At 58.2% G+C, this 26245-nt stretch carries 29 protein-coding genes; 17 read left to right on the top strand and 12 right to left on the bottom strand.

Annotation, left to right across the window (positions count from 1 at the left end):
- Window positions 1-83: 83 nt before the first annotated feature.
- Genes lptB through VCA57_RS14435 form a run of 5 tightly spaced genes read right to left on the bottom strand, consistent with a single transcriptional unit; the run spans window position 84 to window position 3413 of the window.
- Window positions 84-809: an LPS export ABC transporter ATP-binding protein gene (lptB, locus tag VCA57_RS14455; RefSeq protein ID WP_411185751.1), complete on the bottom strand. Its 726-nt coding sequence runs from the start codon at window positions 807-809 to the stop codon at window positions 84-86.
- Window positions 810-811: 2 nt separating this feature from the next.
- On the bottom strand, window positions 812-1354 hold the full coding sequence (gene lptA / locus VCA57_RS14450) for a lipopolysaccharide transport periplasmic protein LptA (protein ID WP_411185750.1): 543 nt from the start codon (window positions 1352-1354) through the stop codon (window positions 812-814).
- Window positions 1341-1910, bottom strand: a complete 570-nt coding sequence (gene lptC, locus VCA57_RS14445; protein ID WP_411185749.1) for an LPS export ABC transporter periplasmic protein LptC — start codon at window positions 1908-1910, stop codon at window positions 1341-1343. Before lptC ends, lptA begins: the two co-directional genes overlap by 14 nt.
- A gap of 7 nt (window positions 1911-1917) precedes the next feature.
- Window positions 1918-2439 (bottom strand): KdsC family phosphatase, encoded by a 522-nt coding sequence (locus tag VCA57_RS14440; RefSeq protein WP_411185748.1) that lies wholly within the window; start codon window positions 2437-2439, stop codon window positions 1918-1920.
- A complete protein-coding gene (locus VCA57_RS14435; protein WP_411185747.1) occupies window positions 2439-3413 on the bottom strand; it encodes a KpsF/GutQ family sugar-phosphate isomerase in 975 nt (324 codons plus the stop codon). Before VCA57_RS14435 ends, VCA57_RS14440 begins: the two co-directional genes overlap by 1 nt.
- Before the next feature lie 244 nt (window positions 3414-3657).
- Here VCA57_RS14435 and VCA57_RS14430 point away from each other — a divergent pair, with 244 nt between their 5' ends.
- The 10 genes from VCA57_RS14430 (at window position 3658) to hisC (ending at window position 11534) form a co-directional block, all read left to right on the top strand.
- The gene (locus VCA57_RS14430; RefSeq protein WP_411185746.1) at window positions 3658-4467 is read left to right on the top strand and encodes an ATP-binding cassette domain-containing protein; all 810 of its coding nucleotides are present in this window, start codon (window positions 3658-3660) and stop codon (window positions 4465-4467) included.
- Entirely contained in the window at window positions 4467-5264 is a 798-nt protein-coding gene (gene mlaE / locus VCA57_RS14425) for a lipid asymmetry maintenance ABC transporter permease subunit MlaE (RefSeq protein ID WP_411185745.1), read from the top strand. The genes VCA57_RS14430 and mlaE overlap by 1 nt, the downstream gene beginning before the upstream one ends.
- On the top strand, window positions 5264-5737 hold the full coding sequence (gene mlaD, locus VCA57_RS14420; RefSeq protein ID WP_411185744.1) for an outer membrane lipid asymmetry maintenance protein MlaD: 474 nt from the start codon (window positions 5264-5266) through the stop codon (window positions 5735-5737). The genes mlaE and mlaD overlap by 1 nt, the downstream gene beginning before the upstream one ends.
- A gap of 12 nt (window positions 5738-5749) precedes the next feature.
- Complete coding sequence (locus VCA57_RS14415) at window positions 5750-6382, top strand: phospholipid-binding protein MlaC (RefSeq protein WP_411185743.1); 633 nt, start codon at window positions 5750-5752, stop codon at window positions 6380-6382.
- Entirely contained in the window at window positions 6379-6687 is a 309-nt protein-coding gene (locus VCA57_RS14410) for a lipid asymmetry maintenance protein MlaB (RefSeq protein WP_411185742.1), read from the top strand. Before VCA57_RS14415 ends, VCA57_RS14410 begins: the two co-directional genes overlap by 4 nt.
- Before the next feature lie 132 nt (window positions 6688-6819).
- Window positions 6820-7059, top strand: coding sequence for a BolA family protein (locus tag VCA57_RS14405; RefSeq protein ID WP_411185741.1), 240 nt, complete (start codon window positions 6820-6822; stop codon window positions 7057-7059).
- Window positions 7060-7071: 12 nt separating this feature from the next.
- Window positions 7072-8337, top strand: coding sequence for a UDP-N-acetylglucosamine 1-carboxyvinyltransferase (gene murA, locus VCA57_RS14400; protein ID WP_411185740.1), 1266 nt, complete (start codon window positions 7072-7074; stop codon window positions 8335-8337).
- Between the two features lie 4 nt (window positions 8338-8341).
- On the top strand, window positions 8342-8977 hold the full coding sequence (hisG, locus tag VCA57_RS14395; RefSeq protein ID WP_411185739.1) for an ATP phosphoribosyltransferase: 636 nt from the start codon (window positions 8342-8344) through the stop codon (window positions 8975-8977).
- Window positions 8978-9098: 121 nt separating this feature from the next.
- Complete coding sequence (gene hisD, locus VCA57_RS14390; RefSeq protein WP_411185738.1) at window positions 9099-10409, top strand: histidinol dehydrogenase; 1311 nt, start codon at window positions 9099-9101, stop codon at window positions 10407-10409.
- Window positions 10410-10481: 72 nt separating this feature from the next.
- The gene (hisC, locus tag VCA57_RS14385; protein WP_411185737.1) at window positions 10482-11534 is read left to right on the top strand and encodes a histidinol-phosphate transaminase; all 1053 of its coding nucleotides are present in this window, start codon (window positions 10482-10484) and stop codon (window positions 11532-11534) included.
- Window positions 11535-11626: 92 nt separating this feature from the next.
- On the opposite strand, the gene algW is transcribed toward hisC, so the two are convergent.
- On the bottom strand, window positions 11627-12769 hold the full coding sequence (gene algW / locus VCA57_RS14380; protein ID WP_411185736.1) for a Do family serine endopeptidase AlgW: 1143 nt from the start codon (window positions 12767-12769) through the stop codon (window positions 11627-11629).
- A 110-nt stretch (window positions 12770-12879) separates the two neighbouring features.
- Between algW and VCA57_RS14375 the strand changes: the two genes are divergently transcribed.
- The 3 genes from VCA57_RS14375 (at window position 12880) to cysN (ending at window position 16612) form a co-directional block, all read left to right on the top strand.
- A complete protein-coding gene (locus tag VCA57_RS14375; protein WP_411185735.1) occupies window positions 12880-13638 on the top strand; it encodes a Nif3-like dinuclear metal center hexameric protein in 759 nt (252 codons plus the stop codon).
- A gap of 141 nt (window positions 13639-13779) precedes the next feature.
- Window positions 13780-14697: a sulfate adenylyltransferase subunit CysD gene (gene cysD / locus VCA57_RS14370; RefSeq protein ID WP_411185734.1), complete on the top strand. Its 918-nt coding sequence runs from the start codon at window positions 13780-13782 to the stop codon at window positions 14695-14697.
- A gap of 13 nt (window positions 14698-14710) precedes the next feature.
- The gene (cysN, locus tag VCA57_RS14365; protein WP_411185733.1) at window positions 14711-16612 is read left to right on the top strand and encodes a sulfate adenylyltransferase subunit CysN; all 1902 of its coding nucleotides are present in this window, start codon (window positions 14711-14713) and stop codon (window positions 16610-16612) included.
- Window positions 16613-16705: 93 nt separating this feature from the next.
- Here cysN and VCA57_RS14360 read toward each other — a convergent pair whose 3' ends face one another.
- Both VCA57_RS14360 and VCA57_RS14355 read right to left on the bottom strand, forming a co-directional pair.
- Entirely contained in the window at window positions 16706-17233 is a 528-nt protein-coding gene (locus VCA57_RS14360) for a thermonuclease family protein (RefSeq protein ID WP_411185732.1), read from the bottom strand.
- 187 nt (window positions 17234-17420) lie between these two features.
- The gene (locus VCA57_RS14355; RefSeq protein WP_411185731.1) at window positions 17421-17858 is read right to left on the bottom strand and encodes a YhcB family protein; all 438 of its coding nucleotides are present in this window, start codon (window positions 17856-17858) and stop codon (window positions 17421-17423) included.
- A gap of 148 nt (window positions 17859-18006) precedes the next feature.
- On the opposite strand from VCA57_RS14355, the gene VCA57_RS14350 reads away from it, so the two are divergent.
- From VCA57_RS14350 to VCA57_RS14335, 4 genes are all read left to right on the top strand, one after another.
- Entirely contained in the window at window positions 18007-18636 is a 630-nt protein-coding gene (locus VCA57_RS14350; RefSeq protein ID WP_411185730.1) for an alpha/beta hydrolase, read from the top strand.
- 40 nt (window positions 18637-18676) lie between these two features.
- On the top strand, window positions 18677-20023 hold the full coding sequence (locus VCA57_RS14345; protein ID WP_411185729.1) for a tryptophan--tRNA ligase: 1347 nt from the start codon (window positions 18677-18679) through the stop codon (window positions 20021-20023).
- A gap of 178 nt (window positions 20024-20201) precedes the next feature.
- Window positions 20202-21296 (top strand): cell division protein ZapE, encoded by a 1095-nt coding sequence (zapE, locus tag VCA57_RS14340; protein WP_411185728.1) that lies wholly within the window; start codon window positions 20202-20204, stop codon window positions 21294-21296.
- 282 nt (window positions 21297-21578) lie between these two features.
- Window positions 21579-22919: a DEAD/DEAH box helicase gene (locus VCA57_RS14335; RefSeq protein WP_411185727.1), complete on the top strand. Its 1341-nt coding sequence runs from the start codon at window positions 21579-21581 to the stop codon at window positions 22917-22919.
- A 65-nt stretch (window positions 22920-22984) separates the two neighbouring features.
- Here the strand turns inward: VCA57_RS14335 and VCA57_RS14330 are convergent, their stop codons facing one another.
- The 4 genes from VCA57_RS14330 to VCA57_RS14315 form a co-directional block, all read right to left on the bottom strand.
- Window positions 22985-23347, bottom strand: a complete 363-nt coding sequence (locus VCA57_RS14330) for a VOC family protein (protein WP_411185726.1) — start codon at window positions 23345-23347, stop codon at window positions 22985-22987.
- 84 nt (window positions 23348-23431) lie between these two features.
- Window positions 23432-23887, bottom strand: coding sequence for a PAS domain-containing protein (locus tag VCA57_RS14325; RefSeq protein ID WP_411185724.1), 456 nt, complete (start codon window positions 23885-23887; stop codon window positions 23432-23434).
- 11 nt (window positions 23888-23898) lie between these two features.
- Window positions 23899-24867, bottom strand: a complete 969-nt coding sequence (locus tag VCA57_RS14320; protein WP_411185723.1) for a response regulator — start codon at window positions 24865-24867, stop codon at window positions 23899-23901.
- A 120-nt stretch (window positions 24868-24987) separates the two neighbouring features.
- Window positions 24988-26232: a TIGR03862 family flavoprotein gene (locus VCA57_RS14315; protein ID WP_411185722.1), complete on the bottom strand. Its 1245-nt coding sequence runs from the start codon at window positions 26230-26232 to the stop codon at window positions 24988-24990.
- Between the last annotated feature and the right edge of the window lie 13 nt (window positions 26233-26245).

The raw sequence follows: 26245 nt of genomic DNA, 5'->3' as shown, positions 1-26245 counted from the left end.
AATCGCCACTAGGAAGCAAATTATATGCCTGACTTTAAGGCTTTTGCCTAGCCTTGGCTGCAGTTGGCCAGAGAAAAGCTGTTTTACAGCCTGAATTCATGGCCCAGATAGACTTCTTTTACCGTCTGGTTGGCCAAAATAGTTTGCGCATCGCCCTCGGCGATCAGTTGGCCATCACTGACGATGTAGGCGGTTTCGCAGATGTCTAGGGTCTCGCGGACGTTGTGATCGGTGATCAGTACACCGATGCCTTTGGCTTTGAGGTGATGGATGATCTGCTTGATATCGCCTACGGAAATCGGGTCGACGCCTGCAAAGGGTTCATCTAGCAGGATGAACTTAGGGTTGGTTGCCAGGGCGCGGGCAATCTCTACGCGGCGTCGCTCACCGCCAGACAGACTCATCCCTAGGTTGTCGCGAATATGGGTGATGTGGAACTCCTGCAGCAAGCTTTCGAGTTCTTGCTGGCGAGCGCTGCGGCTGAGGTCTTTGCGGGTTTCCAGGATGGCCATGATGTTGTCGGCCACACTGAGCTTGCGGAAGATCGAGGCCTCTTGCGGCAGGTAACCGATGCCGGCGCGTGCGCGGCCGTGCATCGGTTGGTGGCTGACATCCAGGTCATCGATCAGTACGCGGCCCTGGTCAGCCTGTACCAGGCCAACAATCATGTAGAAGCAGGTGGTTTTACCTGCGCCGTTGGGGCCGAGTAGGCCGACGATTTGGCCGCTCTCGATGTTCAGGCTGACGTCGCGCACGACCTGGCGGCCTTTGTAACTTTTGGCCAGGTGTTGGGCTTTTAATGTGGCCATTATTACTGCGCCTGCTTGTCGGCTGGTTTGTTCTTCGGCTGGATCACCATATCGATGCGAGGGCGCGGCGCGGTGACGTTATTGCCTGTGGCGCGTCCGGCGTTGACGATCTGGCGTCGAGTGTCATAGACGATCTTCTCGCCTTCGAAGGTGTTGCCTTCTTGAATTACTTTGGCTTGATCGATCAGTATGACTCGCTCGTTAGCCATGAAGTACTGAATGGTTAGACCGTAGGCTTTGACGATCTGTTTGTCAGCCGATGGCTGTTGTTCGTAATAAGCTGGTTTGCCGACTGAGGTGAATACCTCAACATCGCCCTGGGCGTTTTGGGTGATAGTCACGGTGTCGCCAGTGACCTTCATTGTACCTTGAGTGATGACGACGTCACCGCGATAGACGGCAACGCCTTGCTTGTCATCAAGCTCTGCGCTGTCAGCCTGGATGCGGATTGGCTGTTCACGATCAGACGGTAAAGCCCAGGCGCTGACACTTCCGAGTGCGGCACTGAGGCTGAGTAGTAGGGGGAGGGTGTTAACGAGCCTCATGCTGACCTCTTACGTTGGACAGCAGGAGCATCCTGCCGTCATTCATGTACGCTTTCATTCCTTGTGCCGTGGTCACCCCATTGGCCGCGACAATTCTAACGGCTTGCTGGGTCTGCGCATATTCCTTCTCGGGGAATACGGTCAGGCGGCTGGTAGTGAGTATGGTTGGGCGGCCTTTGGCGTCAGTGCGGTCGACGCGGACCTGGTCAATCAGCTCAACTTCGGTGCCGCCTGGGGATACTTCGCCGCGATCACTGCGGATCTTCCAGGGCAGCTCAGTGCCGCGGAACAGGTTCATATTCGGCTTCGTCATCAGGGTAATGTCGCTGGCCTTGATGTGCTCGACCTTATCGGCTGTCAGGTCGTAGTGCAGTTTGCCGTCGGCTTGGTACTGCACGGTATAGGTGTTGGTGGCGTAAAAGTCGACGGCGTTGTTGGCTTCCGCTTTGGCGGGTTGCCCGTTAAAGCTTTCCGGGTTGAGGTTCCAGTAGCCGAGAGTCGCAACCAGCAGTGCGACAACGACGAGCAGGGCAATATTGAATAACTTGCGGGGCATTGTGGGCCTATAGATAAGCGGCTTGAGCGGCTTCAAGGGTGCCTTGGGCATGCATGATCAGTTCGCAGAACTCGCGTGCTGCACCTTCGCCACCTCGGGCTTGGGTTACTCCATGAGCGTGCTGGCGAACAAAGCTATCGGCGCTGGCGACCGCCATGCCCAGGCCTACACGGCGGATCACCGGCAGGTCAGGTAGGTCGTCACCTAAATAGGCAACTTGCGCATAGTCTAGGCCCAGTTTGCCGAGCAGTTCGTCCAGTACCACCAGTTTGTCTTCGCGGCCTTGATAAAGGTGTTGAATACCTAGGTTTTGTGCGCGGCGCTCAACAACTGGGGTCTTGCGGCCGCTGATGATCGCGGTGCGCACGCCTGAGTTGATCAGCATTTTGATGCCGTGGCCGTCGAGAGTGTTGAAGGTTTTGAACTCGCTGCCGTCGACAAGGAAATACAGCTTGCCGTCGGTTAGCACGCCATCGACGTCGAAGATCGCCAGTTTAATAGCTTGGGCGCGTTGCAGTAGGTTGCTCATCACATTACTCCTGCGCGCAGCAGATCACCAAGATTGAAGGCGCCGACCGGGCGGCCGCTGTTGTCTACCACGACCAGTGCGCTGATCTTGTTGTCTTCCATTATTTTCAGGGCCTCGGCAGCGAGCATGTCGGCGCGGGCCGTTTTTCCGTGGCGGGTCATGACGTCGTCGATGCATGCATCGCGTACGTCTATACCTTTATCAAGGGCGCGGCGCAGGTCGCCGTCGGTGAAGACCCCAGCAAGTTGACCATCGTGTCCCAGTACGGCGGTCATGCCGAGGCCTTTTTGGGTCATCTCCAGCAGTGCGTTGCGTAGGCTGGTGCCTTGCTTGACTTGCGGCAGGCTGTCGCCGGCATGCATGACATTCTCGACCTTGAGCAGCAGGCGGCGGCCGAGCGCACCACCCGGATGGGAGAAAGCGAAGTCCTCGGCAGTGAATCCGCGGGCCTCAAGCAGGGCGATGGCCAGGGCGTCACCCAATACCAGTGATGCCGTAGTAGATGAGGTCGGTGCCAGGTTCAGTGGGCAGGCTTCCTGGGATACACGTGCGTCCAGGTTGACTTCGGCGGCCTTGGCGAGCGGCGATTCCGGATTGCCGGTCATGCTGATCAGGGTGATGCCGAGTCGTTTGATCAGTGGTAGTAGGGTGACGATTTCCGCAGTGGAGCCTGAGTTGGAGAGTGCCAGCACCACGTCGTCACGGGTGATCATGCCCATGTCGCCATGGCTGGCCTCAGCCGGGTGTACAAAGAAAGCGGTAGTGCCGGTGCTGGCTAGGGTTGCCGCAATTTTGTTGCCGACATGGCCGGATTTGCCCATCCCGACCACTACTACGCGGCCTTTGCTTTCAAGAATCAGTTGGCAAGCACGGATGAAATCGCCGTCGATGCGCTGCAGCAGGTCCTGTATCGCCTCAAGCTCAAGGCGGATGGTGCGCTGTGCGGACTGGATCAGGTCGGTTGGCTGGCTCATCGAAACTCTGTGGTCTGCTGGTTAAAAGCTGTCGATTATAACGGTAATGCAGCGCCTGCCCAGTATTTCGACGGTGTACTACAGGTTGCGGCTGTGACGTGCTTGGCTGTAGCGCTAAGTTCAATCTTGGGTGGGCTATGTCGCAATGGTATAGTTCGCGCCCATTTCGGTGCGTTCGACGGCGATTAGTGCCCTTTTCTTTGGGTTGTGCGTCAGTCAGGCAGGCGTTAAGCAAGGAGTCCAGATGAGTGCCGAGAGCCCGTATGCAGTTGAGCTGAAGAGCGTGAGCTTTAAGCGCGGCGAGCGGGATATTTTTAAGAATATTGATATCCAGATTCCACGCGGCAAGGTGGTCGGCATTATGGGGCCGTCCGGCTGTGGTAAAACCACGCTGCTACGTCTGATTGCTGCCGAGCTCAAACCCTCTGAAGGGGAGGTTTGGGTCAATGGATTGAACGTGCCGAGCCTGTCGCGTAGCGAGTTATTCGATATGCGCAAGCAGATGGGTGTGTTGTTTCAGAGTGGCGCGCTGTTCACTGACTTGGATGTGTTCGAGAACGTCGCGTTTCCATTGCGTGTACACACTAAGCTGCCAGAAGAAATGATCCGTGACATCGTCCTGATGAAGTTGCAGGCGGTTGGCTTACGCGGTGCGTTTGAGTTGATGCCTGATGAGCTATCGGGCGGCATGAAGCGCCGCGTTGCGTTGGCCCGCGCGATTGCCCTGGATCCGCAAATATTGATGTATGACGAACCTTTCGTCGGTCAGGACCCTATTGCCATGGGGGTTCTGGTGCGCCTGATTCGCCTGCTGACCGACGCCTTGGGTATTACCAGTGTGGTGGTGTCTCACGATCTTGCAGAAACCGCGAGTATTGCGGACTACATCTATATAGTGGGCGACACTCAGGTGCTAGGGCAGGGGACTCCAGCTGAACTAAAGGCGTCGGACAGTCCGCGTGTGCGCCAGTTCATGCAAGGCACGCCGGATGGGCCTGTACCGTTTCACTTTCCTGCGGCCAACTACCGCGACGATCTGCTAGGGGGGCGCTGATGCGCAAGACATCTGTGCTCGAGCGGGTGCGTCTGTTCGGGCGCGCCGGTATTGATGTGGTGGCCACACTAGGGCGCTCAGCGGTATTCCTGTTGCGTGCTCTTTTGGGGCGTAGTGCTGCGGGTAACAGCTTTCAACTATTGGTTAAGCAGCTGTATTCGGTCGGTGTGATGTCTCTGGCGATTATTGTGGTGTCGGGCATCTTCATTGGTATGGTGCTGTCGTTGCAGGGGTTCAGCATTCTTGCTCAGTACGGTTCGGAGCAAGCGGTAGGGCAGATGGTTGCTCTGACCTTGCTGCGCGAGTTAGGACCAGTAGTGACGGCTTTGCTGTTTGCTGGGCGTGCTGGTTCGGCGTTAACGGCGGAAATCGGCAACATGAAATCCACCGAGCAGCTGTCGAGCCTGGCAATGATCGGTGTTGACCCGCTCAAATACATCGTTGCGCCGCGCCTCTGGGCCGGTTTTATCTCGATGCCGTTGTTGGCCATGATCTTCAGCGTGGTTGGTATCTGGGGTGGCGCAATGGTCGCTATCGACTGGCTCGGCGTCTATGAGGGCTCGTTCTGGGCCAATATGCAGAGCAGTGTTTCGTTTCGTGAGGATGTGCTCAATGGTGTAATCAAGAGCATCGTTTTTGCGTTCGTCGTGACCTGGATCGCCGTGTTTCAGGGATATGACTGTGAGCCGACTTCGGAAGGGATTAGCCGTGCCACTACTAAAACGGTGGTGTACGCCTCGCTCGCCGTATTGGGGCTGGACTTTATTCTGACTGCTTTGATGTTTGGAGATTTCTGATGCAGAACCGCACGCTGGAAGTGGGTGTCGGCTTGTTCTTGTTGGCTGGGTTGCTGGCCTTGTTGCTGTTGGCCTTGCGTGTCAGTGGTCTGACCGTTGGCAGCGGTGACAATACATACAAGGTGTACGCGCGCTTTGAGAATATCGCCGGTTTGACTGTGAGGTCGAAAGTCACCATGGCGGGTGTGACGATCGGCAAAGTGACTGCGATTGACCTGGATCGCAATAGCTATATGGGGCGTGTCACCATGCAGTTGGACAACGCCGTGGATAACCTGCCAGCGGACTCTACTGCTTCGATTTTGACCGCCGGGCTGTTGGGCGAAAAATACATCGGAATTAGCGTTGGTGGTGAGGAGGAGGTTCTCCATGACGGGAGTACCATTCACGACACGCAGTCATCGCTGGTGCTGGAAGACCTGATTGGCAAGTTTTTGCTCAATTCGGTCAATAAAGACCAGGCCAACAAATAAGGGGTTTTGCACATGATTAAAATACTGCGTAACGGTCTTTTCGTATGCTTGGCCGCTATCTCCTCCTCGTTGCTGGCAGCTCCAGCGGCTCATGAGGTTGTGCAGCAGACCACCACGACCCTGCTAGCTGACCTCAAAACCAACAAGGAGCAGTACCGCACTGATCCTGGTGCCTTCTACGATGCTTTGAATACGATCCTAGGGCCGGTTGTGGATGTTGAGGGGATTTCCCGTGGCGTGATGACTGTGCGTTATTCGCGGCAGGCGACGCCCGAGCAGATGCTGCGGTTTGAAGAAAATTTCAAACGCAGCCTGATGCAGTTCTATGGCAATGCGTTGCTTGAATACAACAACCAGGATATCCGTGTGCTGCCGGTTAGCGGTCAGCAGGACCCAGAGCGGACTTCGGTGAACATGGAGATCAAGGATGGCAAGGGAGCAGTCTATCCGTTGTCTTACACCATGGTTAGCCAGGACGGCACCTGGAAGATGCGTAACGTGATTATTAACGGCATCAACGTCGGTAAGTTGTTCCGCGACCAGTTCTCGCAAGCCATGCAGGACAACCACAATGACCTGGATAAGGTCATCGACAATTGGACTCAGACGGTTGCCAAGGCCCGGCAAGGAGCGAACGCGTCGTGAGCCAAGCGCGTATCAGTGAGGCTGAATCTGGGGTCTTGCAGCTGTTTGGGGTGCTCGATTACCAAAACGCCCCGGCCCTGCGAGAGCAGGGCGCGCGCTTGCTCAAGGCCAGTCAGCCTGATGTTTGCGTGATTGACTGCGCTGGTGTGGAGCGCTCCAGTAGTGTTGGTGTGTCCTTGTTATTGGCCTTTATGCGCGACACCAGCGCTGCCGGCAAAACACTCGCGGTGCGCAATCTGCCCAAGGATATGCGGGAAATCGCTAAAGTTTGCGGCTTGCTGGAAATCCTGCCGCTGCAAGCTTGAGCTTGCCGTGAGTAGTGGTGTCAGTCGGGCGGCAACAATGCGGGGTTCGCAGGCAGGAGCCTTTTTTGTATGATGCTCGGCCCACGAGCGTCTGCTCGGCTGTGTTAATTCATGCATTGATCGAGGTTGAGCATGCAGGCCTTAGAAGTAAAGAGTCTCCTTGAGGCTAAATTGCCGGATACCCAAGTTGAAGTTGAAGGCGAAGGCTGCAACTTTCAGCTGAATCTGATCAGCGATGAACTGGCGAGCCTTGGCCCAGTCAAGCGTCAGCAACAGATTTACGCTCACCTCAATGCCTGGATCGCTGATGGCAGCATCCATGCCGTGAGTATGAAATTCTTCAGCCGTGCCGATTGGGCCGCGCGCTCCTAAACCGAGAGAATCATGGACAAACTGATTATTACCGGCGGTGTGCGCCTCGATGGCGAAATCCGCATTTCCGGGGCGAAGAACTCTGCCCTGCCGATTCTCGCTGCCACCCTGCTCGGTGACGCACCTGTCACCATCTGCAACCTGCCACACCTGCATGACATCACCACCATGATCGAGCTGTTCGGTCGCATGGGTATCGAGCCGATCATCGACGAAAAACTCAGCGTGGAAGTCGACGCGCGGGCGATCAAAACCTTGGTTGCGCCTTACGAGCTGGTGAAAACCATGCGCGCATCGATTCTCGTGCTTGGCCCAATGGTGGCGCGTTTTGGTTATGCAGAAGTGGCCTTGCCAGGTGGTTGCGCCATTGGTTCGCGTCCGGTTGACCTACACATCCGTGGTCTGGAAGCCATGGGCGCGATCATTGATGTCGAAGCCGGCTATATCAAGGCCAAGGCTCCCGAGGGCGGCCTGCGTGGCGCGCACTTCTTTTTCGATACCGTTAGTGTGACCGGTACGGAAAACATCATGATGGCCGCCACGTTGGCCAAAGGCCGTAGCGTGCTGGAAAACGCCGCGCGCGAGCCGGAAGTGGTAGACTTGGCCAACTGCCTGATCGCCATGGGTGCGAAGATTTCCGGTGCCGGGACTGACACTATCACCATCGACGGTGTTGAGCGTCTGCACGGTGCGCGCTTCAGCGTGATGCCCGACCGTATCGAGACCGGCACCTACCTGGTTGCTGCGGCTATCACGGGTGGTCGGGTCAAGGTCAAGGACACTGACCCCACTACTCTTGAAGCGGTGCTGGCCAAGTTGCAGGAAGCCGGTGCTGAAATTACCTGTGGCAATGACTGGATTGAGTTGAACATGCACGGCAAGCGGCCGAAGGCCGTAAACCTGCGTACCGCTCCGTATCCAGCGTTTCCGACCGATATGCAGGCGCAGTTTGTTGCTTTGAATGCGATTGCGGAAGGCACTGGTGCTGTGATCGAAACCGTGTTTGAGAACCGTTTTATGCATGTGCATGAAATGATTCGCATGGGCGCGCAGATCCAGGTCGAAGGTAATACTGCCATTGTCACCGGCACCGAGAAGCTAAAGGGCGCGCCGGTTATGGCGACTGACCTGCGCGCATCGGCCAGCCTGGTTATCTCGGCACTGATTGCTGAAGGCGACACGTTGATCGACCGTATCTATCACATCGACCGCGGCTACGAGTGCATTGAAGAAAAACTACAGCTCTTGGGTGCCAAAATTCGTCGAGTGCCGGGTTGATACCATGCTGACTATTGCTCTCTCCAAAGGTCGCATTCTCGACGATACCCTGCCGCTGCTCGCAGCAGCAGGCATCGTGCCGACCGAAAATCCGGACAAAAGCCGCAAGCTGATCATCCCGACCACGTTGGATGATGTGCGTCTGTTGATCGTGCGTGCTACCGACGTGCCGACCTATGTCGAGCATGGTGCGGCAGACCTCGGTGTAGCCGGCAAAGACGTGCTGATGGAGTACGGTGGCCAGGGCTTGTACGAGCCGCTGGACCTGCGTATTGCCCGGTGCAAACTGATGACAGCAGGTGCTGTCGGCGCGTCTGAGCCGAAAGGTCGGCTGCGTGTGGCGACCAAATTCGTCAACGTGGCCAAGCGTTATTACGCTGAGCAGGGGCGTCAGGTCGACATCATCAAGCTGTACGGCTCGATGGAGCTGGCACCGCTGGTGGGTCTGGCCGACAAGATCATTGACGTGGTCGACACCGGCAACACCTTGCGCGCCAATGGCCTGGAAGCCCAGGAACTGATCGCTACGATCAGCTCGCGTCTGGTGGTTAACAAAGCGTCGATGAAGATGCAGCACGCGCGCATTCAGTTGCTGATCGACACCCTGCGCGATGCGGTTGAAGCGCGACACCCCCGCTGAGTCTTATGGCCGCCACTGTGCGGCCTAGCCTATCCGCGTTATAGCCAAAATTCTCAGGTGCCCGCGCGGAGTGGTTGTTACTCTACGGGCGCTTGAGCATTTGCCAATTAAGAGGCCCGCTATGACCGCTCCTATCGCTATCCGCCGACTCAATGCCGCTGACCAGGACTTTGCCCAGCATCTGGATCATCTGCTGAGCTGGGAAAGTGTCTCGGACGATGCGGTCAACCATCGCGTGCTGGATATCATCAAAGCCGTGCGTGAGCGTGGTGACGCCGCATTGGTCGAGTTCACCAAGCAGTTTGACGGCCTAGATGTGGCCTCCATGGCGGATCTGATCCTGCCGCGTGAGCGTTTGGAGCTGGCCCTGACGCGTATCACTGACGAGCAGCGCAGTGCACTGGAAAAAGCCGCCGAACGCGTGCGGGTTTACCACGAACGGCAGAAGCAGGAGTCCTGGACCTACACCGAAGCCGACGGCACGGTGTTGGGCCAGAAGGTCACGCCGCTGGATCGCGCTGGCCTGTATGTGCCGGGCGGTAAAGCCTCCTATCCGTCCTCGGTGCTGATGAATGCGATTCCGGCCAAGGTTGCTGGCGTGCCGGAAGTGGTGATGGTGGTGCCGACGCCGCGTGGCGAGATCAATGAGATTGTTCTGGCTGCTGCCTGCATCGCTGGCGTCGACCGGGTGTTCACCATCGGTGGTGCTCAGGCTGTCGCCGCGCTGGCGTACGGCACTGAAAGCGTGCCGCCGGTGGATAAGATTGTTGGCCCAGGCAATATCTATGTTGCCACCGCCAAACGCCACGTATTCGGCAAGGTTGGCATCGACATGATCGCCGGTCCTTCGGAAATTCTTGTGGTCTGTGATGGCCAGACTGATCCGGACTGGATCGCCATGGACCTGTTCTCCCAGGCCGAACACGACGAAGACGCCCAGTCGATTCTGGTCAGCCCGGATGCGGCCTTCCTCGACCGTGTCGCCGAGAGCATCGCCAAGCTGCTGCCGACCCTGGAGCGCGAGACGATTGCTCGCACTTCGCTTGAGGGTCGTGGTGCGCTGATTCAGGTTGCGGATATGGCGCAGGCCATTGAAGTGGCCAACCGCATTGCGCCGGAGCACTTGGAACTGTCGGTGGAAAACCCCGAGCAGTACCTGCCGCTGATCCGTCACGCGGGCGCGATCTTTATGGGCCGATATACCGCCGAGGCCCTTGGCGATTACTGCGCCGGTCCCAACCACGTGCTGCCAACCTCCGGCACGGCGCGCTATTCCTCGCCGCTGGGGGTGTATGACTTCCAGAAGCGCTCGTCGATCATTCATTGTTCGGCAGAAGGTGCCTCGGAACTGGGCAAGGTTGCCAGCGTACTGGCGCGTGGTGAGTCGCTAACCGCCCACGCCCGCAGCGCCGAATACCGCATCAAGCCATAACGGTTTCCGTAGGATGGGTGGAGCGCAGCGATACCCATCAACAACGCAACGAATTCGAGGAGAGAAGGGCAGATGAGCAAATTCTGGAGCCCCTTCGTCAAAGACCTGGTGCCTTATGTGCCGGGTGAGCAGCCGAAACTGGCCAAGCTGGTCAAGCTCAACACCAATGAAAACCCTTATGGCCCGTCGCCTAAGGCAATCGCCGCGATGCAGGCTGAGCTGAACGACAGCCTGCGCCTGTACCCGGACCCGAATAGCGACCGGCTGAAGCAGGCGGTGGCTGATTACTACGGCGTGCAAACCAACCAGGTATTCGTCGGTAACGGTTCTGATGAAGTGCTGGCGCACGCCTTTAATGGCCTGTTTCAGCACGGCCAACCGCTGCTGTTTCCGGATATCAGCTATAGCTTTTATCCGGTGTATTGCGGCCTGTATGGCATCGGCTCCGTGCAGGTGCCGCTGGATGAGCAGTTCCAGATTCGTGTTGAAGATTATGCGCGGCCCAACGGCGGCATCGTCTTCCCCAACCCGAATGCGCCAACCGGTTGTGCGCTGGGCCTAGATGCCATCGAGCGTCTGCTCAAGGCCAATAGCGATACCGTGGTACTGGTCGACGAGGCTTATATCGATTTCGGCGGTGAGACGGCGATCAGTCTGGTCGATAAATACCCGAATTTGCTGGTTAGCCAGACTTTGTCCAAGTCGCGTTCCCTGGCGGGTTTGCGGGTCGGGATTGCGGTCGGCCATGCGGATTTGATCGAGGCACTGGAGCGGATCAAAAACAGCTTCAACTCCTATCCGCTGGATCGCATGGCGATTGCCGGTGCGGCGGCGGCGTTTGCGGACAAAGCGTATTTCCAGCAGACCTGTCAGCAAGTGATCGACAACCGTGAGGTTGTGGTGGCTGGGCTGGAGAAGCTCGGCTTTGCGGTGTTGCCTTCAGCGGCGAACTTTGTCTTTGCCCGTCACCCGGAGAAAGATGCAGCGACCCTGGCCGCTGGCTTGCGTGAACAGGGCGTGATCGTGCGCCACTTCAAGCAGCAGCGCATTGCCCAGTTCCTGCGCATCACCATTGGCACGCCGGAACAGAATCAGGCGCTGTTGGATGCTCTGCAAAGCTTGTAAGTAGCCCACTGTAAAAAGCCGGAGCAGTTCTGCTGCTCCGGCTTTTTATTGTCTGTTGATTTGCTGGCGAGCCAGCGCGTAAGACATGGCGGTCAGTTCGCGTTGACGGGTGGCCTTACGCCGATTTCCGCAGTTAGTTTCAGCGGCTTGCCGTTGCGCAGGATGTCGATGCTGATTTCCTCGCCAGGCTTGGTGCGAGCCACCTGATTCATCGAGCTGCGGCCATCACCTGCTGCTTCGCCATCAATACTGAGGATCAGGTCGCCGGGCTGTAAGCCGGCCTTTTGTGCTGGGCCGTCACGGTAGATGCCAGCGACGACAATGCCGGGACGTCCATCCAGGCCAAAGGATTCGGCCAATTCTGGCGTCAGTGGTTGCACTTCAATGCCCAGCCAGCCACGAATCACTTGGCCATGCTCAATAATCGCCTGCATCACGTCCATCGCTAACTTGGTGGGGATGGCGAAACCGATGCCTTGCGATCCACCTGATTTGGAGAAAATCGCCGTGTTGATGCCAACCAGGTTGCCGTAGGCATCCACCAGTGCACCGCCCGAGTTGCCGGGGTTGATCGCCGCGTCGGTCTGGATAAAGTCCTCGTAGGTATTGAGGCCCAGCTGGTTGCGCCCGGTGGCGCTGATGATGCCCATGGTCACGGTTTGGCCGACGCCGAACGGGTTGCCAATGGCCAGGCTGACGTCGCCGATGCGGATATTGTCCGAGCGGCCGAGAGTGATGGATGGCAGGTTCTTGAGGTCTATCTTCAATACGGCGAGGTCGGTTTCCGGGTCGCTGCCAATTAGCCGTGCGAGGGTTTCGCGGCCATCTTTCAGCGCCACGACGATCTGGTCAGCATCGGCGACCACGTGGTTGTTAGTCAGCAGGTAACCTTCCGGGCTCATGATTACCGCCGAACCGAGGCTCGATTCCATGCGCCGTTGCTTGGGCAGGTTGTCGCCGAAAAACTTGCGGAACTGCGGGTCTTCGAACAGCGGGTGCGTGGGTTTGTTGACGAATTTGGTGGTGTACAGGTTGGCCACGGCCGGTGAGGCCTGGGTCACTGCATCGGCATAGGACACCGGCCCTTCTTGCATGCGGCTATAGAAGGGCGCTTGGCGCACATGCACATCCTGCCCCGGTAAACCGACCCATTGCGGGAAATACTGCATGACCAGCAGTGCCGATAGCACGCCGACCAGCAGGGGCCAGCCGAGGAAACGCAGGGCCTTGAACATCGATCCAATCCTGAGAGTTGCAGGGGGCAGGTGCGCCCCTTAAGGTGCGCCATTATAGAGAAGCGGCCGACAATAAAGCAGCGTCTCGCAACTATTGATAAGGAAACACTATGGCCATTGCTTTGGCGACTCTAGTAGGCGAAGCCGACCGTTATTTGAATGCCGCGCGCATCAGTGATTACTGCCCCAATGGCCTGCAGGTCGAGGGGCGTCCGCAGGTGCGGCGTATCGTCAGTGGGGTGACTGCCAGCCAGGCTTTGCTTGATGCCGCCGTGGAGGCGCAAGCCGACGTGGTGCTGGTGCACCATGGCTACTTCTGGAAGGGCGAAAATCCGTGCATCACCGGAATCAAGCAGCGCCGCCTGAAAACCCTGCTGGCCAACGATATCAGCCTGCTGGCCTATCACCTGCCGCTCGATGTGCATGCTGAAGTAGGCAATAACGTGCAGTTGGCTGCGCAACTGGGCATCACTGTTGAGGGGCCGCTGGAGCCAGATAACCCACGTACTGTCGGCTTGATTGGCTCATTGACTGAAGCCATGAGCCCGCGTGATTTCGCTGACCATGTACAGCGAGTGCTCGGCCGTGAGCCGCTGTTGGTTGCCGGCAATGAAATGATCCGCCGAGTGGGGTGGTGTACGGGCGGTGGTCAGGGCTATATCGACCAAGCGATTGCCGCAGGCGTTGACCTCTACCTGACGGGGGAAGCCTCCGAGCAAACCTTTCACAGTGCTCGTGAAAATGCCGTCAGCTTTATTGCTGCCGGTCACCATGCCACTGAGCGTTACGGTGTGCAGGCGTTGGGTGATTACCTGGCTAGGCGGTTTGCCATCGAGCATTTGTTTATCGATTGCCCTAACCCCATCTGATGCGCCGCAGAGGCCTTTCCTGCCGGTATAAAGCTAGATCGTTTCGATCTAACCGGCCCCCTGAATAGAAGAGGGTGCTGTGCTAGAGTGCGCGCTCGTCCACGGCCCGCCGGCCCAAACACATCGCATTCGTGAGTAGCCATGCTCGATAAACTGACCCACCTGAAACAGCTGGAGGCGGAAAGTATCCACATCATTCGTGAAGTGGCCGCCGAATTCGACAACCCGGTAATGCTCTATTCCATCGGTAAAGACTCTGCCGTGATGCTGCACCTGGCACGCAAAGCGTTCTTTCCGGGGAAGCTGCCGTTCCCGGTGATGCACGTCGATACGCGCTGGAAGTTTCAGGAGATGTACAGCTTCCGCGAGAAGATGGTTAACGAGTACGGTCTGGACCTGATTACCCACACCAACCCCGATGGCGTGGCGCAGGACATGAACCCCTTCACTTACGGTAGTGCCAAGCACACCGACGTGATGAAGACCGAGGGCCTCAAGCAGGCGCTGGACAAGTACGGTTTCGACGCCGCCTTCGGTGGCGCGCGCCGCGATGAAGAGAAGTCCCGCGCCAAAGAACGCGTGTATTCCTTCCGCGACAGCAAGCACCGCTGGGACCCGAAGAATCAGCGGCCCGAGCTGTGGAATGTGTACAACGGCAACGTCAAGAAGGGCGAGTCGATCCGGGTATTCCCGCTGTCCAACTGGACCGAGCTGGATATCTGGCAGTACATCTACTTGGAAAGCATCCCGATCGTGCCGCTGTATTTCGCCGCCGAGCGCGAAGTTATCGAGATGAATGGCGCGCTGATCATGATCGACGACGAGCGCATCCTCGAACACCTCACCCCAGAGCAAAAAGCCAGTATCCATAAAAAGATGGTGCGCTTCCGCACGCTGGGCTGCTACCCGCTGACCGGCGCGGTGGAGTCCACGGCAACCAGCTTGCCGGAGATTATTCAGGAAATGCTGTTGGCCAAAACCTCTGAGCGCCAAGGCCGAGTCATCGACCATGACTCCTCCGGCTCGATGGAAGAGAAGAAACGTCAGGGCTATTTCTAAGCAAGGGGTTAATATGTCGCATCAATCCGATTTGATCAGTGAGGACATCCTCGCCTACCTCGGCCAGCACGAGCGTAAAGAGCTGCTGCGCTTTCTCACCTGCGGCAACGTCGATGACGGCAAAAGCACCCTGATCGGCCGCCTGCTGCATGACTCCAAGATGATCTATGAAGACCATCTGGACGCCATCACCAAAGACTCGAAGAAATCCGGCACCACGGGTGAAGAGGTCGATTTGGCGCTGCTGGTTGACGGCCTGCAGGCTGAGCGCGAGCAGGGCATCACTATCGATGTGGCCTACCGCTATTTCAGCACCACCAAGCGCAAGTTCATCATCGCCGACACCCCCGGCCATGAGCAGTACACCCGCAACATGGCGACTGGCGCATCCAACTGCGACCTGGCGATCATTCTGATCGACGCCCGTTACGGCGTGCAGACCCAGACCAAGCGCCACAGCTTTATTGCCTCCTTGCTGGGCATCAAGCACATCGTCATTGCGGTCAACAAGATGGACCTCAAAGGCTTCGATCAGGGCGTATTTGAGCAGATCAAGGCCGATTACCTGAAGTTTGTCGAAGGCATTGCCTTCAAGCCAAGCTCGATGCACTTCGTGCCGATGTCGGCGCTGAAGGGCGACAACGTGGTCAACAAGAGCGAGCAATCGCCTTGGTACACCGGCCAGTCGTTGATGGAGATTCTTGAAACCGTGGAAGTGGCAGGCGACCGTAATTTCGACGATCTGCGCTTCCCGGTGCAGTACGTCAATCGGCCGAATCTGAATTTCCGTGGCTTTGCCGGCACCCTGGCCAGCGGCATTGTGCGCAAGGGTGACGAAGTCATCGCGCTGCCGTCGGGCAAGGGTAGCAAGGTCAAATCCATCGTCACCTTTGAGGGTGAGCTGGAGCAGGCCGGTCCAGGCCAGGCGATCACCATCACCCTGGAAGATGAGATCGACGTATCGCGTGGCGACATGCTGGTGCATGGCGACAACCGCCCACAGATCAGTGACAGCTTTGATGCCATGCTGGTTTGGATGGCTGAAGAGCCGATGCTGCCGGGCAAGAAATATGACATCAAGCGCGCCACCAGTTATGTGCCTGGCTCGATTGCCAGCATCGCTCACCGGGTTGATGTAAATACCCTGGAAGAGGGCGCGGCGAGCAGCTTGCAACTCAACGAAATCGGCCAGGTGCGCATTGCCCTGGATGCACCGATTGCGTTGGACGGCTACGCACACAACCGCACTACTGGTTCCTTTATCATCATCGACCGCCTGACCAATGGCACCGTCGGTGCCGGCATGATTATCGCTGAGCCAGTCGGCGCCCAGGGCTCTGCTGGTCATCACGGCGCGCTGGCTCATGTTTCCACCGAAGAGCGTGCGACACGCTTCGGTCAGCAGCCTGCCACCGTGTTGTTCAGCGGCTTGTCTGGAGCTGGCAAGAGCACGTTGGCCTATGCCGTGGAGCGCAAGCTGTTCGACTCGGGTCGTGCCGTGTATGTGCTGGATGGGCAGAACCTGCGCCACGACCTGAACAAGGGCTTGCCGCAGGACCGTGCCGGGCGTACCGAGAACTGGCGTCGTGCTGCGCATGTGGCGCGTCAGTTTAACGAGGCAGGCCTGCTGACGTTGGCTGCGTTTGTCGCACCGGATGCCGAAGGCCGTGAACAGGCCAAGGCGCTGATTGGCGCTGAGCGCTTGATCACCGTATACGTGCAGGCGTCGCCGCAGGTTTGCGCTGAGCGTGATCCGCAAGGGCTGTATGCCGCCGGTGGCGACAATATCCCGGGTGAGTCCTTCCCGTATGACGTGCCGCTGAATGCCGATCTGGTAATCGATACGCAGGCGGTGTCCGTAGAGGAGAGCGTCAAACAGGTATTGGCTCTGCTGCGTGAGCGTGGCGCGATTTAAGCCGCTGCCTCGTTATAAAAAACCCGCCTAGTGCGGGTTTTTTTATGGCCTGTCCCACCTGCGGACAGCTTGCGGGCCGTCGCTGCGTGAGGTCTAAAATTGTGAGAACGAGGTCTTCGGGCGAAGTTGTTGTTTGGCGTGTTGGTTGATCCTACCTGCATAGCGCCACTTCCACGGTGCGACGATGTCTTCGGCAGGTTGCGCCCACAGTCCCTTATTCATGTTGCGGGCGAAGGTTTCGGCGTCGCGTAGCTTTTCATCCTTGAGTTGTTCGCTGTACGCCCAGGCCGTGCCTTGTTGAACCAGTGTGTAGTTCACATCGAGTGTGCCGATAAATACGCGGGCCCAAGTTCTGCCGAAGCGATCAATGCTGTGCACTTTCAGCATGGCCGACTTGTCGTAAATTAACCCTGCTAGAGCCTGCTTGGCTTGTTGCCCGTAAGGTTGATTACGTTCGGGGGCATCGATTTCGGCCATGCGCACGCGAATCTGCGTGTTTGCAGCGGTTACACAGTCGAAGCTGTCGCCGTCGCTGATGGCAACCACCCGGCAGGTGAGTTGCTCTGCGTGAGCCAGGCCTACCAGTAGGCTGGGCATAATCATGGCAATCAGGGTTTTCATTGCGCTCTCAGAACTTAGCCGTAGTGCCGGCAGAGGGGCGGGGTGGTAATTGGCTCCAGTATGAAAGAAGCAGAAAAGAGCTTCTGCGGCCGAGGTCTCGACCATGGGAAAGAAAAAGCCCCACTGAATAAATCCAGCGGGGCTTCGTCGTGGTTTTGCTCAGAGCTGCAGGGTGTCCTACGAGCGATTACTTGTTCTTCAGGCCGTAGGTTGCGTCGAGCATGCCCGGCACATTGGCGCTTTTCGGCGCGTAGTCCTTAGGCATTTCGTTGTTTTTCGGCGGGGTCAGGCGCTCGCGTTTCTCGGTGCCATCATCAGCGTGCAGTGCTGCAAGCAGGCGTTGGCGGGTCAGCTCATCTAGGGCCAGGCGATTGGCACCATCAGACAGGTGCTCTTGCACGTCCTGATAGCTCTGGGTGAGTTTTTTCACCATGCTGGCGGTGGTGTTGAAATGGCTGACCACCTCACTTTGATAGCTATCGAAACGCTCCTGCATTTCGTCCAGTTGGCGTTGGGTACGGTTGGGGGCGGCGTTGGGGGCCAGCCGCGCAATCAGGAAGCCAATGGCAATGCCGGCTACCAGGGTAATGGCGGGTAGCAACCAGGCGGTAAGCGTCTGTTCCACGAGTCCTTCCTCTCTAAACGGCTTTGCTTTACGTTAACGGCTCGAACCTGCGCTGTATAGCCGAGATGTGTGCGGCAGTATGGCTGTTTATGCAGCGCAGGCTGTCAGCTAGACGAGTCGACCCACTGTGAGGTCACGGAGTTCCCTGTTGCTCACCCGCGAAACCCCCATAATGATTGCCGGCCCGAGTGGCCAACTTGAAGCCTTGTGGCTGGATACCCCTGACGCACGTGGCGTGGCGCTAATTTGCCATCCCAATCCGATACAGGGTGGCACCATGCTCAACAAGGTTGTTTCTACCCTGCAGCGCACTGCCCGTGACAGTGGCTTGGCGACGTTGCGGTTTAATTACCGTGGTGTCGGGGCCAGCGCCGGCAGCCACGATATGGCCAGCGGCGAGGTGGATGATGCTGAAGCTGTGGCGCTCTGGCTGCGCGAACAGTACCCCGATTTGCCACTGGCCTTGCTGGGCTTTTCCTTTGGCGGCTTTGTCGCCGCTGCGCTTGGTGCGCGCCTGGAGGCTCAGGGGGTAACGCCCGACAAGCTGTTTATGGTCGCCCCAGCGGTGCACCGGCTAACCGCAGATAATCCGCCGGCGAGCAATTGCCCATTGATCCTGATCCAGCCAGAAGACGATGAAGTGATCGACCCGCAGGTGGTTTACGCCTGGTCGGCGGAACTCGGGCGTGCCCATGAGCTGCTGAAAGTGGCAGAATGCGGGCACTTTTTTCACGGCAAGTTAACGGATCTCAAAGATCTATTACTGCCGCGTCTCTGACCCTGCAGGCTGTCTTAGCCTGAGTTGATAAGCGAACGTTATGACCACTCGTATCCTTACCGGCATCACCACCACCGGCACGCCGCACCTGGGCAACTATGCGGGGGCAATTCGCCCGGCCATCGTCGCCAGCCGCGCCGCTGATGCTGATTCGTTTTATTTTCTCGCCGACTACCATGCCCTGATCAAGTGCGACGAGCCGGCACGTATCCAGCGCTCACGCTTGGAAATTGCAGCCACCTGGTTGGCGCTGGGGCTGGATACCGACAAGGCAACCTTCTACCGCCAGTCGGATATCCCTGAGATTCCCGAGCTATGCTGGTTGCTCACCTGCGTTGCCGGCAAGGGACTGCTCAACCGTGCTCACGCCTACAAAGCCTCTGTGGATAAGAACGTCGAGCAGGGTGAAGACCCGGATGCCGGTATCACCATGGGATTGTTCAGCTATCCGGTTTTGATGGCGGCGGACATCCTGATGTTCAACGCACACAAAGTGCCCGTTGGCCGTGATCAGATCCAACACGTGGAAATGGCTCGCGATATCGCTCAGCGCTTCAACCACTTGTTTGGTAATGGCAAAGAGCTGTTCACCTTGCCCGAGGCGGTTATCGAGGAAGACGTGGCGACATTGCCAGGCCTCGACGGTCGCAAGATGAGCAAGAGCTACGACAACACCATTCCCTTGTTTGGCAGTGCCAAGCAGCTCAAGGATGCCGTAGCGCGCGTCGTCACCGACTCGAAGTTGCCGGGCGAAGCAAAAGATCCGGATAACTCACACCTGTTCACCCTGTATCAAGCCTTTGCCGCACCCACCCAGCAGGCGGATTTCCGTGCGGCACTGGAAGGTGGGTTGGGCTGGGGCGAGGCCAAGCAGGCGCTGGTTAACCTGCTGGAAGCCGAGCTGGGAGAAGCGCGCGAGCGTTACCACGCGCTGATCAGTAAGCCCGCCGACCTGGAGGATATTCTCCTGTCAGGCGCTGCCAAGGCGCGCAAGATCGCCACGCCGTTCCTCGGTGAGCTGCGTGAGGCCGTTGGCTTGCGCTCTTTCCGTAGCCAAGCAGTCAATACCGCAGGCGAGAAGAAGAAAGCCAGCAAGGGCGCGCGTTTTGTCAGCTTCCGCGATGACGACGGCAGTTTCCGTTTCCGCCTGCTGGATGCCGCTGGCGAACAGTTGCTGCTGTCCAAATCGTTTGCCGATGGCAAGGCGGCAGGCATGGTCAACAAGCGCCTGCAATCCGGCGAAGCGCTGGATGTGCGTGAGCAGGACGGCGGCTTCGGCGTCTGGTTGGACGGCGAATGTGTGGCGCATAGCCCGGAGTTTGCCGACAGCAGTGCCTGCGATGCGGCGATCCAGCGCTTGCGTGAGGCATTGGCACCTGCTGAATAAGCACTAGGCAGGATGAGGCACGCTAATCGGTTTTTCTTCGCTTAGCCGTGCTGGCTGATTGCCAACCAACGGGGGCGTCGCTAAAGTGACGCCCCCGTTTTACTTGCCCGGCGTAGAGCCTGCTTCTAATGCAGCAGGCTCTACGCGCAGCAGACTTTGAACAGGCTCTAAACGACTTATGACGCCCCTAGAACGCTACCAGGCTGACCTCAAACGCCCCGACTTTTTCCATGACGCGGCTCAGGAAACGGCAGTGCGCCATTTGCAGCGTCTTTATGACGACCTGATTGCCAGCGAAAACAGCAGCAGCGGTTTGTTCGGCAAGCTGTTCGGTAAAAAGTCGCAGGAGCCGGTCAAGGGCCTGTATTTCTGGGGTGGCGTCGGTCGCGGTAAAACGTATTTGGTCGATACCTTCTTCGATGCACTGCCGTTCGAGCGCAAGGTGCGCACCCACTTCCACCGCTTTATGAAGCGTGTACATGAAGAAATGCGCACCCTGAAGGGCGAAAAGAACCCGCTGACGATTATCGGCAAGCGCTTCGCCGACGAGGCGCGGGTGATCTGTTTCGACGAGTTCTTCGTCTCCGACATTACCGACGCGATGATCCTGGCGACTCTAATGGAAGAGTTGTTCAAGAATGGCGTCAGCCTTGTAGCGACCTCCAATATCGTGCCCGATGGTCTCTACAAAGATGGTCTGCAGCGCGCGCGCTTCTTGCCGGCCATTGCCCTGCTCAAGCAGCACACCGAAATCGTCAACGTCGACAGCGGCATCGACTACCGCCTGCGTGCCCTTGAGCAAGCCGAGCTGTTCCATTGGCCGTTGGATGCGGCAGCTGAAGAAAGCTTGCAGAAGAGTTTTTTCAGCCTGCTGCCCGAGGGCTGTAAGGTCGAGGAAAACGAGCCGCTGATGATCGAAAACCGCGCCATTGTTGCGCGCAAGGTGGGTGACGACGTGGCCTGGTTCGACTTTCGCGAACTGTGCGACGGCCCACGCAGCCAGAACGACTACATCGAGCTGGGCAAGGTCTACCATGCGGTGCTGTTATCTAACGTCGAGCAGATGAGCACCGCCAAAGACGATATGGCGCGGCGCTTTATCAACCTGGTGGACGAGTTCTACGACCGCAACGTCAAGCTGATCATCTCCGCCGAGGTGGAGCTGAAAGACCTCTATACCGGTGGTCGCCTGACGTTCGAATTCCAACGTACGCTCAGCCGGCTGTTGGAAATGCAGTCGCATGAGTTTCTCTCGCGCCCGCACAAGCCCTGAGAACCTGCTTACGATCTGCTGCGCGTCGGCCCTGCCGCGTTAAAAACAGGCTTGGAATGCTCATTTACACCAGTAAACTCCGCTTCCTCGCCTGTTTTTGCCTTGCATGGCTCTAGCTCGCGAGATCGTAAGCAGGTTCTGATCCAGCGCGTTTACGCTCGCTGCCAAAGCCCGGATTAATCCGGGCTTTGTATTGATGGCCTGCTGAAGACAACCGGGCCGTTTGCACCCAGGCAGGATAAACTCAGCGCCATCGACTTTTAGCCCTTTGTGGTACGCCCTATGACCTTTGCCTCTCTCGGCCTGATCGAGCCTTTGCTGCGCACCCTCGACAGCCTCGACTATAAAACCCCCACCGCAGTGCAGGCCCAGGCCATCGTGCCGGTCCTGCAGGGTCGCGACCTGATGGCTGCGGCGCAGACCGGCACGGGCAAGACCGCCGGCTTTGCCCTGCCGGTGCTGCAACGGCTGATGATGGAAGGCCCGCAGGTGGCCAGCAATTCGGTGCGCGCATTGGTGCTGGTGCCCACTCGCGAGCTGGCCGAGCAGGTGCTGCAGAGCTTTATCACCTACGGGCAGGACCTGCCGCTGCGCAGTTATGCGGTGTATGGCGGCGTCAGTATCAACCCGCAGATGATGAAGCTGCGCAAAGGCGTGGACGTGCTGGTGGCCACTCCGGGCCGTTTGCTCGACCTCTATCGACAGAACGCGGTGAAGTTCAACCAGGTGCAGACCCTGGTGCTGGATGAAGCCGACCGCATGCTCGACCTGGGCTTTGCCAACGAGTTGGAGAGCGTGTTCCGTGCACTGCCGAAAAAGCGCCAAACTCTGCTGTTCTCCGCGACCTTCTCCGAGGCGATCCGCAGCATGGCCGGCGAAATGCTCAATGACCCGCTGAGCATTGAAGTCAGTCCGCGCAATGCCGCCGCCAAGTCGGTCAAGCAGTGGCTGATCCCAGTGGACAAGAAGCGCAAGACCGAACTGTTCCTGCACCTCTACCAAAGTAAACGCTGGAGCCAGGCTTTGGTCTTCGTGAAAACCCGCAAGGGCGTCGATGAGCTGGAAGCCGAGATGCAGCGCCACGGCATCAGCGCCGATTCGATTCATGGCGACAAACCCCAGGCTACTCGCCAGCGGGCCTTGCAGCGTTTCAAGGATGGCGAGGTCAAGGTGCTCGTGGCCACCGATGTGGCGGCCCGTGGTCTGGATATCGACGACATGCCGCTGGTGGTCAACTTCGACCTGCCCATCGTCGCTGAAGACTATGTGCACCGTATCGGGCGTACCGGGCGTGCTGGTGCTGTGGGGCAGGCAGTATCACTGGTTTGCGCCGATGAAGTGCAGTTGCTTTCGGCCATCGAAACCCTGACGCAGCAGGTGCTGCAGCGCGTCGACGAGCCCGACTTTATCCCCGACCATCGTGTGCCGCAGACGTTGCCTGGGGGCCAGGTGGTGAAAAAGCCGAAGAAAGCCAAGAAGCCGAAAGTGGTCGGCGGCGGCAAGGGCGGTAGTTTGGGCCGCTGGATGGAAGCCGATGCGCCGGCAGCACCTGCGGTGAAAGCCGTGCGCAAGGTGCCGAGCTTTGGTGGTAAAGCGGGCAAGCCCGGCAAGTTTGCTAAGTAACCTCTGCCGCAAGGTGGAAAAGGCAGCCGTAGGGTGGACAACGCGAAGCTTGTCCACCAGATAGGCTAAATGTTCTGCGCAATGCGCCAGAGTACGCCGCTGGGGTCGAAGATCACGAAGTCGCGCATGCCCCAGGTTTGATCCTGTGGCGCTACCAGGCGCACCTCAAAGCGCTCGTCGAGCCGCTCATCTACGACCTTTTGCCACCATGCATCCACATCCTCGACCAACAGGTGCATAACGAAGTTCTCTGCCTGCTCTTTGACGTAAAAGTTCTGCAGCAGAAAGGCGCAGTGATCACCATGGCTGAAATAAGCCAGATCATCGCCGACCCAGCCAGGTTTGAAACCTAGCGCCTGATAGAACGCTTGGCTCAAAGCAAAATCACGGGCTGGCACGAAGGTTTTCAGTTCAACGCTTTGCAACATCGGGGGCGTATCCTGTACGGGCAATGGTCAGAACAGGCTGATAACGGATGCGCCGGCCCTCTGTGGGGCCTGGCGAGAGGCAGGTTAGCGACTTGCCTGGGCTGCAGCCAGTTGCTTTTTGTGGGTTGCGGCAGCGGTCATGTCGTAGATCACCACGCAGATATGCTCGACTTCACCCGCGCCACCGGCCAGCGGCAGTAGGGTGACGTTCTGGTACATAAAGTCTTCCTGGCCGGTGATCGGCTGGTAGTTCTTGAAGTGCATCAGGTAGGGGTGCTGTTCCCACAAGCTAAAGGCGCGGGTGCCCAGTTGCACCACGGTGTCGACCTTGCGCCGTAGCCAGGTCTCGTCGATTTCCGGGAACAGGCTGAACAGGGTTTTGCCGTGCACCTCATCCGGGCCCATGCCGGAGTGGTTTTCCATAAAGCTGTTCCACACCTCGACCTGGTATTTACGGTCGAGAACGATGACGCCGACATCGATGCACTGCACGATGTCGAGCAGCCAGTGCACTTCTTTAATATCAATCTGTGCGGGCATGAACGTACCGCCTAGTTCATCAGGTAGTTGATCTTGTTGGTCAGGCGCTTGATTGAGTCTTCGGTAAACAGCAGCAGCAGATCAAAGTGAATGTTGTGCGCCTCCAGGCTGTAACTCACTTCAATCGCCAGGGTTTTTCGCCAGCGTTTTTGGTTGAGGTGAATCAGTTGCTCTATGGAAGAGTGCTGGCCAAGCAGTTGCGGGTGGCCTTGGGAAAAACGCACGTCGATTTGCTCGGCAATGCCTGACAGGCACGCGCCGATCAGGATGCTGGCCAGATCCAGAAGCATCTCTGAGGTTTCCAGATCGTCCTTTGGCTGCCAGTTGAGCAGGCGTGCCATGTCGGCCACTTCTGAGTCATGAAACAGCAGCAGCGACTCACCTGCGATGCCGTCACCGATAAAGCCCTGACACACCGCACTCATGCGCTCACCTTGCATGGCATCGGTCAGGGTCATGTGCAGTTCGCTGACTTCAAAGATATTCACCTGCGGTACGGGCAGTTGCACGAATACCCCGAGTGCCTTGGCCAGTAGCGCCGCCGCACGGCCCATGGCGACGTTGGTCACTTCACGCAGGGCGTCGCGGAAATTGACTTTCAGCTCGTCCAGTACGGCGGTCTGGGTGGACGGGGCGGGTTTTGCATTGGGGTCAAACAGGCCGAGTTCGATCAGGGTGCTGCGCAGTATCTCGGGATCGGCTGGCTTCTTGATAAAAGCCAGGGCGCCGAGTTCTTTGACCCGCCGTACGGCTTCATCTTGCACGTCACCGGATACCACCACCACTTTGCAGGCCAAACCTTCGGCGCGCATAGCTGCCAGGGTTTCATAGCCATCGAGCACCGGCATGGTCAGATCAAGCAACATTACTTGGCCTAGCCCTTGGCGCAATGCTGCAAGCGCTTCTTGGCCATTGGTGGCTTGGCTGATGCTGACCGGCCATTCAGGTGGCAGCGCGCGGATCAATTGCTTGCGCGCCATATTAGAGTCGTCACAGACCACTAGAGGAATCAAGGCTAAGAATTACCTGTGCGCGTTGAAGAGCGCCGCTCTCGGGCGGTTTCGTTCAAGCATAGCCGCTTAGGCTGTGTGTGTTGCAGCTTATTCTGCTGGGTGTTGCAGCCAGCTGAGGATGCCAAGGGCGGCATTGCGCCCGCTGGCGAAGCAGGCGGTCAGCAGGTAACCGCCGGTGGGGGCTTCCCAGTCGAGCATTTCCCCGGCGCAGAAGGTGCCGGGCAATTGTTTGAGCATCAGATGGGGCGTCAATTGCTCAAACGGCACGCCGCCGGCGCTGCTGATCGCTTCGTCTAGCGGGCGTGGGCGGATCAATGTGATGGGCAGGGCTTTGATCGCACTGGCCAGTTGCAGTGGGTCGTTGAAGCACTCAGCGCTGGCTAATTCGCGCAGCAGGGCTGCCTTAACACCATCGATACCGGCTTGACGATGCAGGTGTTTGGCCATCGATTGCGAGCCGCGTGGATTGTTAAGCGCCGCTTGTAGCTTGGCCGTTGGGGTTTGTGGCAGCAGGTCGAGGTAAATAGTCGCGCTGCCGTGACGGTTGATGGTTTCGCGAATATCCGCCGACAGGGCATACACCAGGCTGCCCTCGATACCGCTGGCGGTTAGCACGAACTCACCCAGACGTGGGGTTGCGTCAGGCAGGCGCAGGCTGACATTTTTCAGCGGCGCGCCGGCGAATTTATCGCGCAGCAATGGGCTCCAAGCGCTGACATCAAAGCCGCAATTGCTTGGCTGCAAAGGCGCGATCTGTACGCCGCGCGCTTGTAACAGTGGCACCCAGGCACCGTCTGAGCCTAGCCGCGCCCAGCTACCGCCGCCCAGCGCGAGCAGGGTGGCATCAGCTGTTACGGCGCGCTCGCCGTCTGGCGAAGCAATGCGCAGGGCGCCTTGCTCATCCCAGCCCAGCCAGCGATGGCGGGTATGAAGCTGTACGCCGAGCTCACGCAGACGCTTGAGCCAGGCGCGCAGCAGCGGTGCGGCCTTCATATCGGAGGGGAACACGCGGCCCGAGGTGCCAACAAAGGTGTCGATGCCCAGGCCGTGAATCCAGGCGCGCAGGGCGTCAGCATCGAAGTCCTGCAGCAGCTTGGCCACCTCGCCTTGGCGCTGGCCATAACGGCCGATAAAGGCTGGTTTGGCTTCGGAATGGGTGATGTTCATACCGCCAACCCCGGCCAGCAGGAACTTGCGCCCTACCGAGGGCATGCCGTCATACAGTGCGACCTGCACGCCGCCCTGGGCCAATACCTCGGCCGCCATTAGCCCGGCAGGGCCGCCGCCGATAATGGCAACGCGAGGAGCAGGCGGTTGGATCGTGGCGGTCATGACGAGATCGGTG

It is taken from the genome of Pseudomonas sp., assembly GCF_046581935.1.
Classification (GTDB): Bacteria; Pseudomonadota; Gammaproteobacteria; order Pseudomonadales; family Pseudomonadaceae; genus Aquipseudomonas.
The sequence above is the reverse complement of the archived record's forward strand: the minus strand, read 5'-3'. Positions and strand labels throughout refer to the sequence as shown.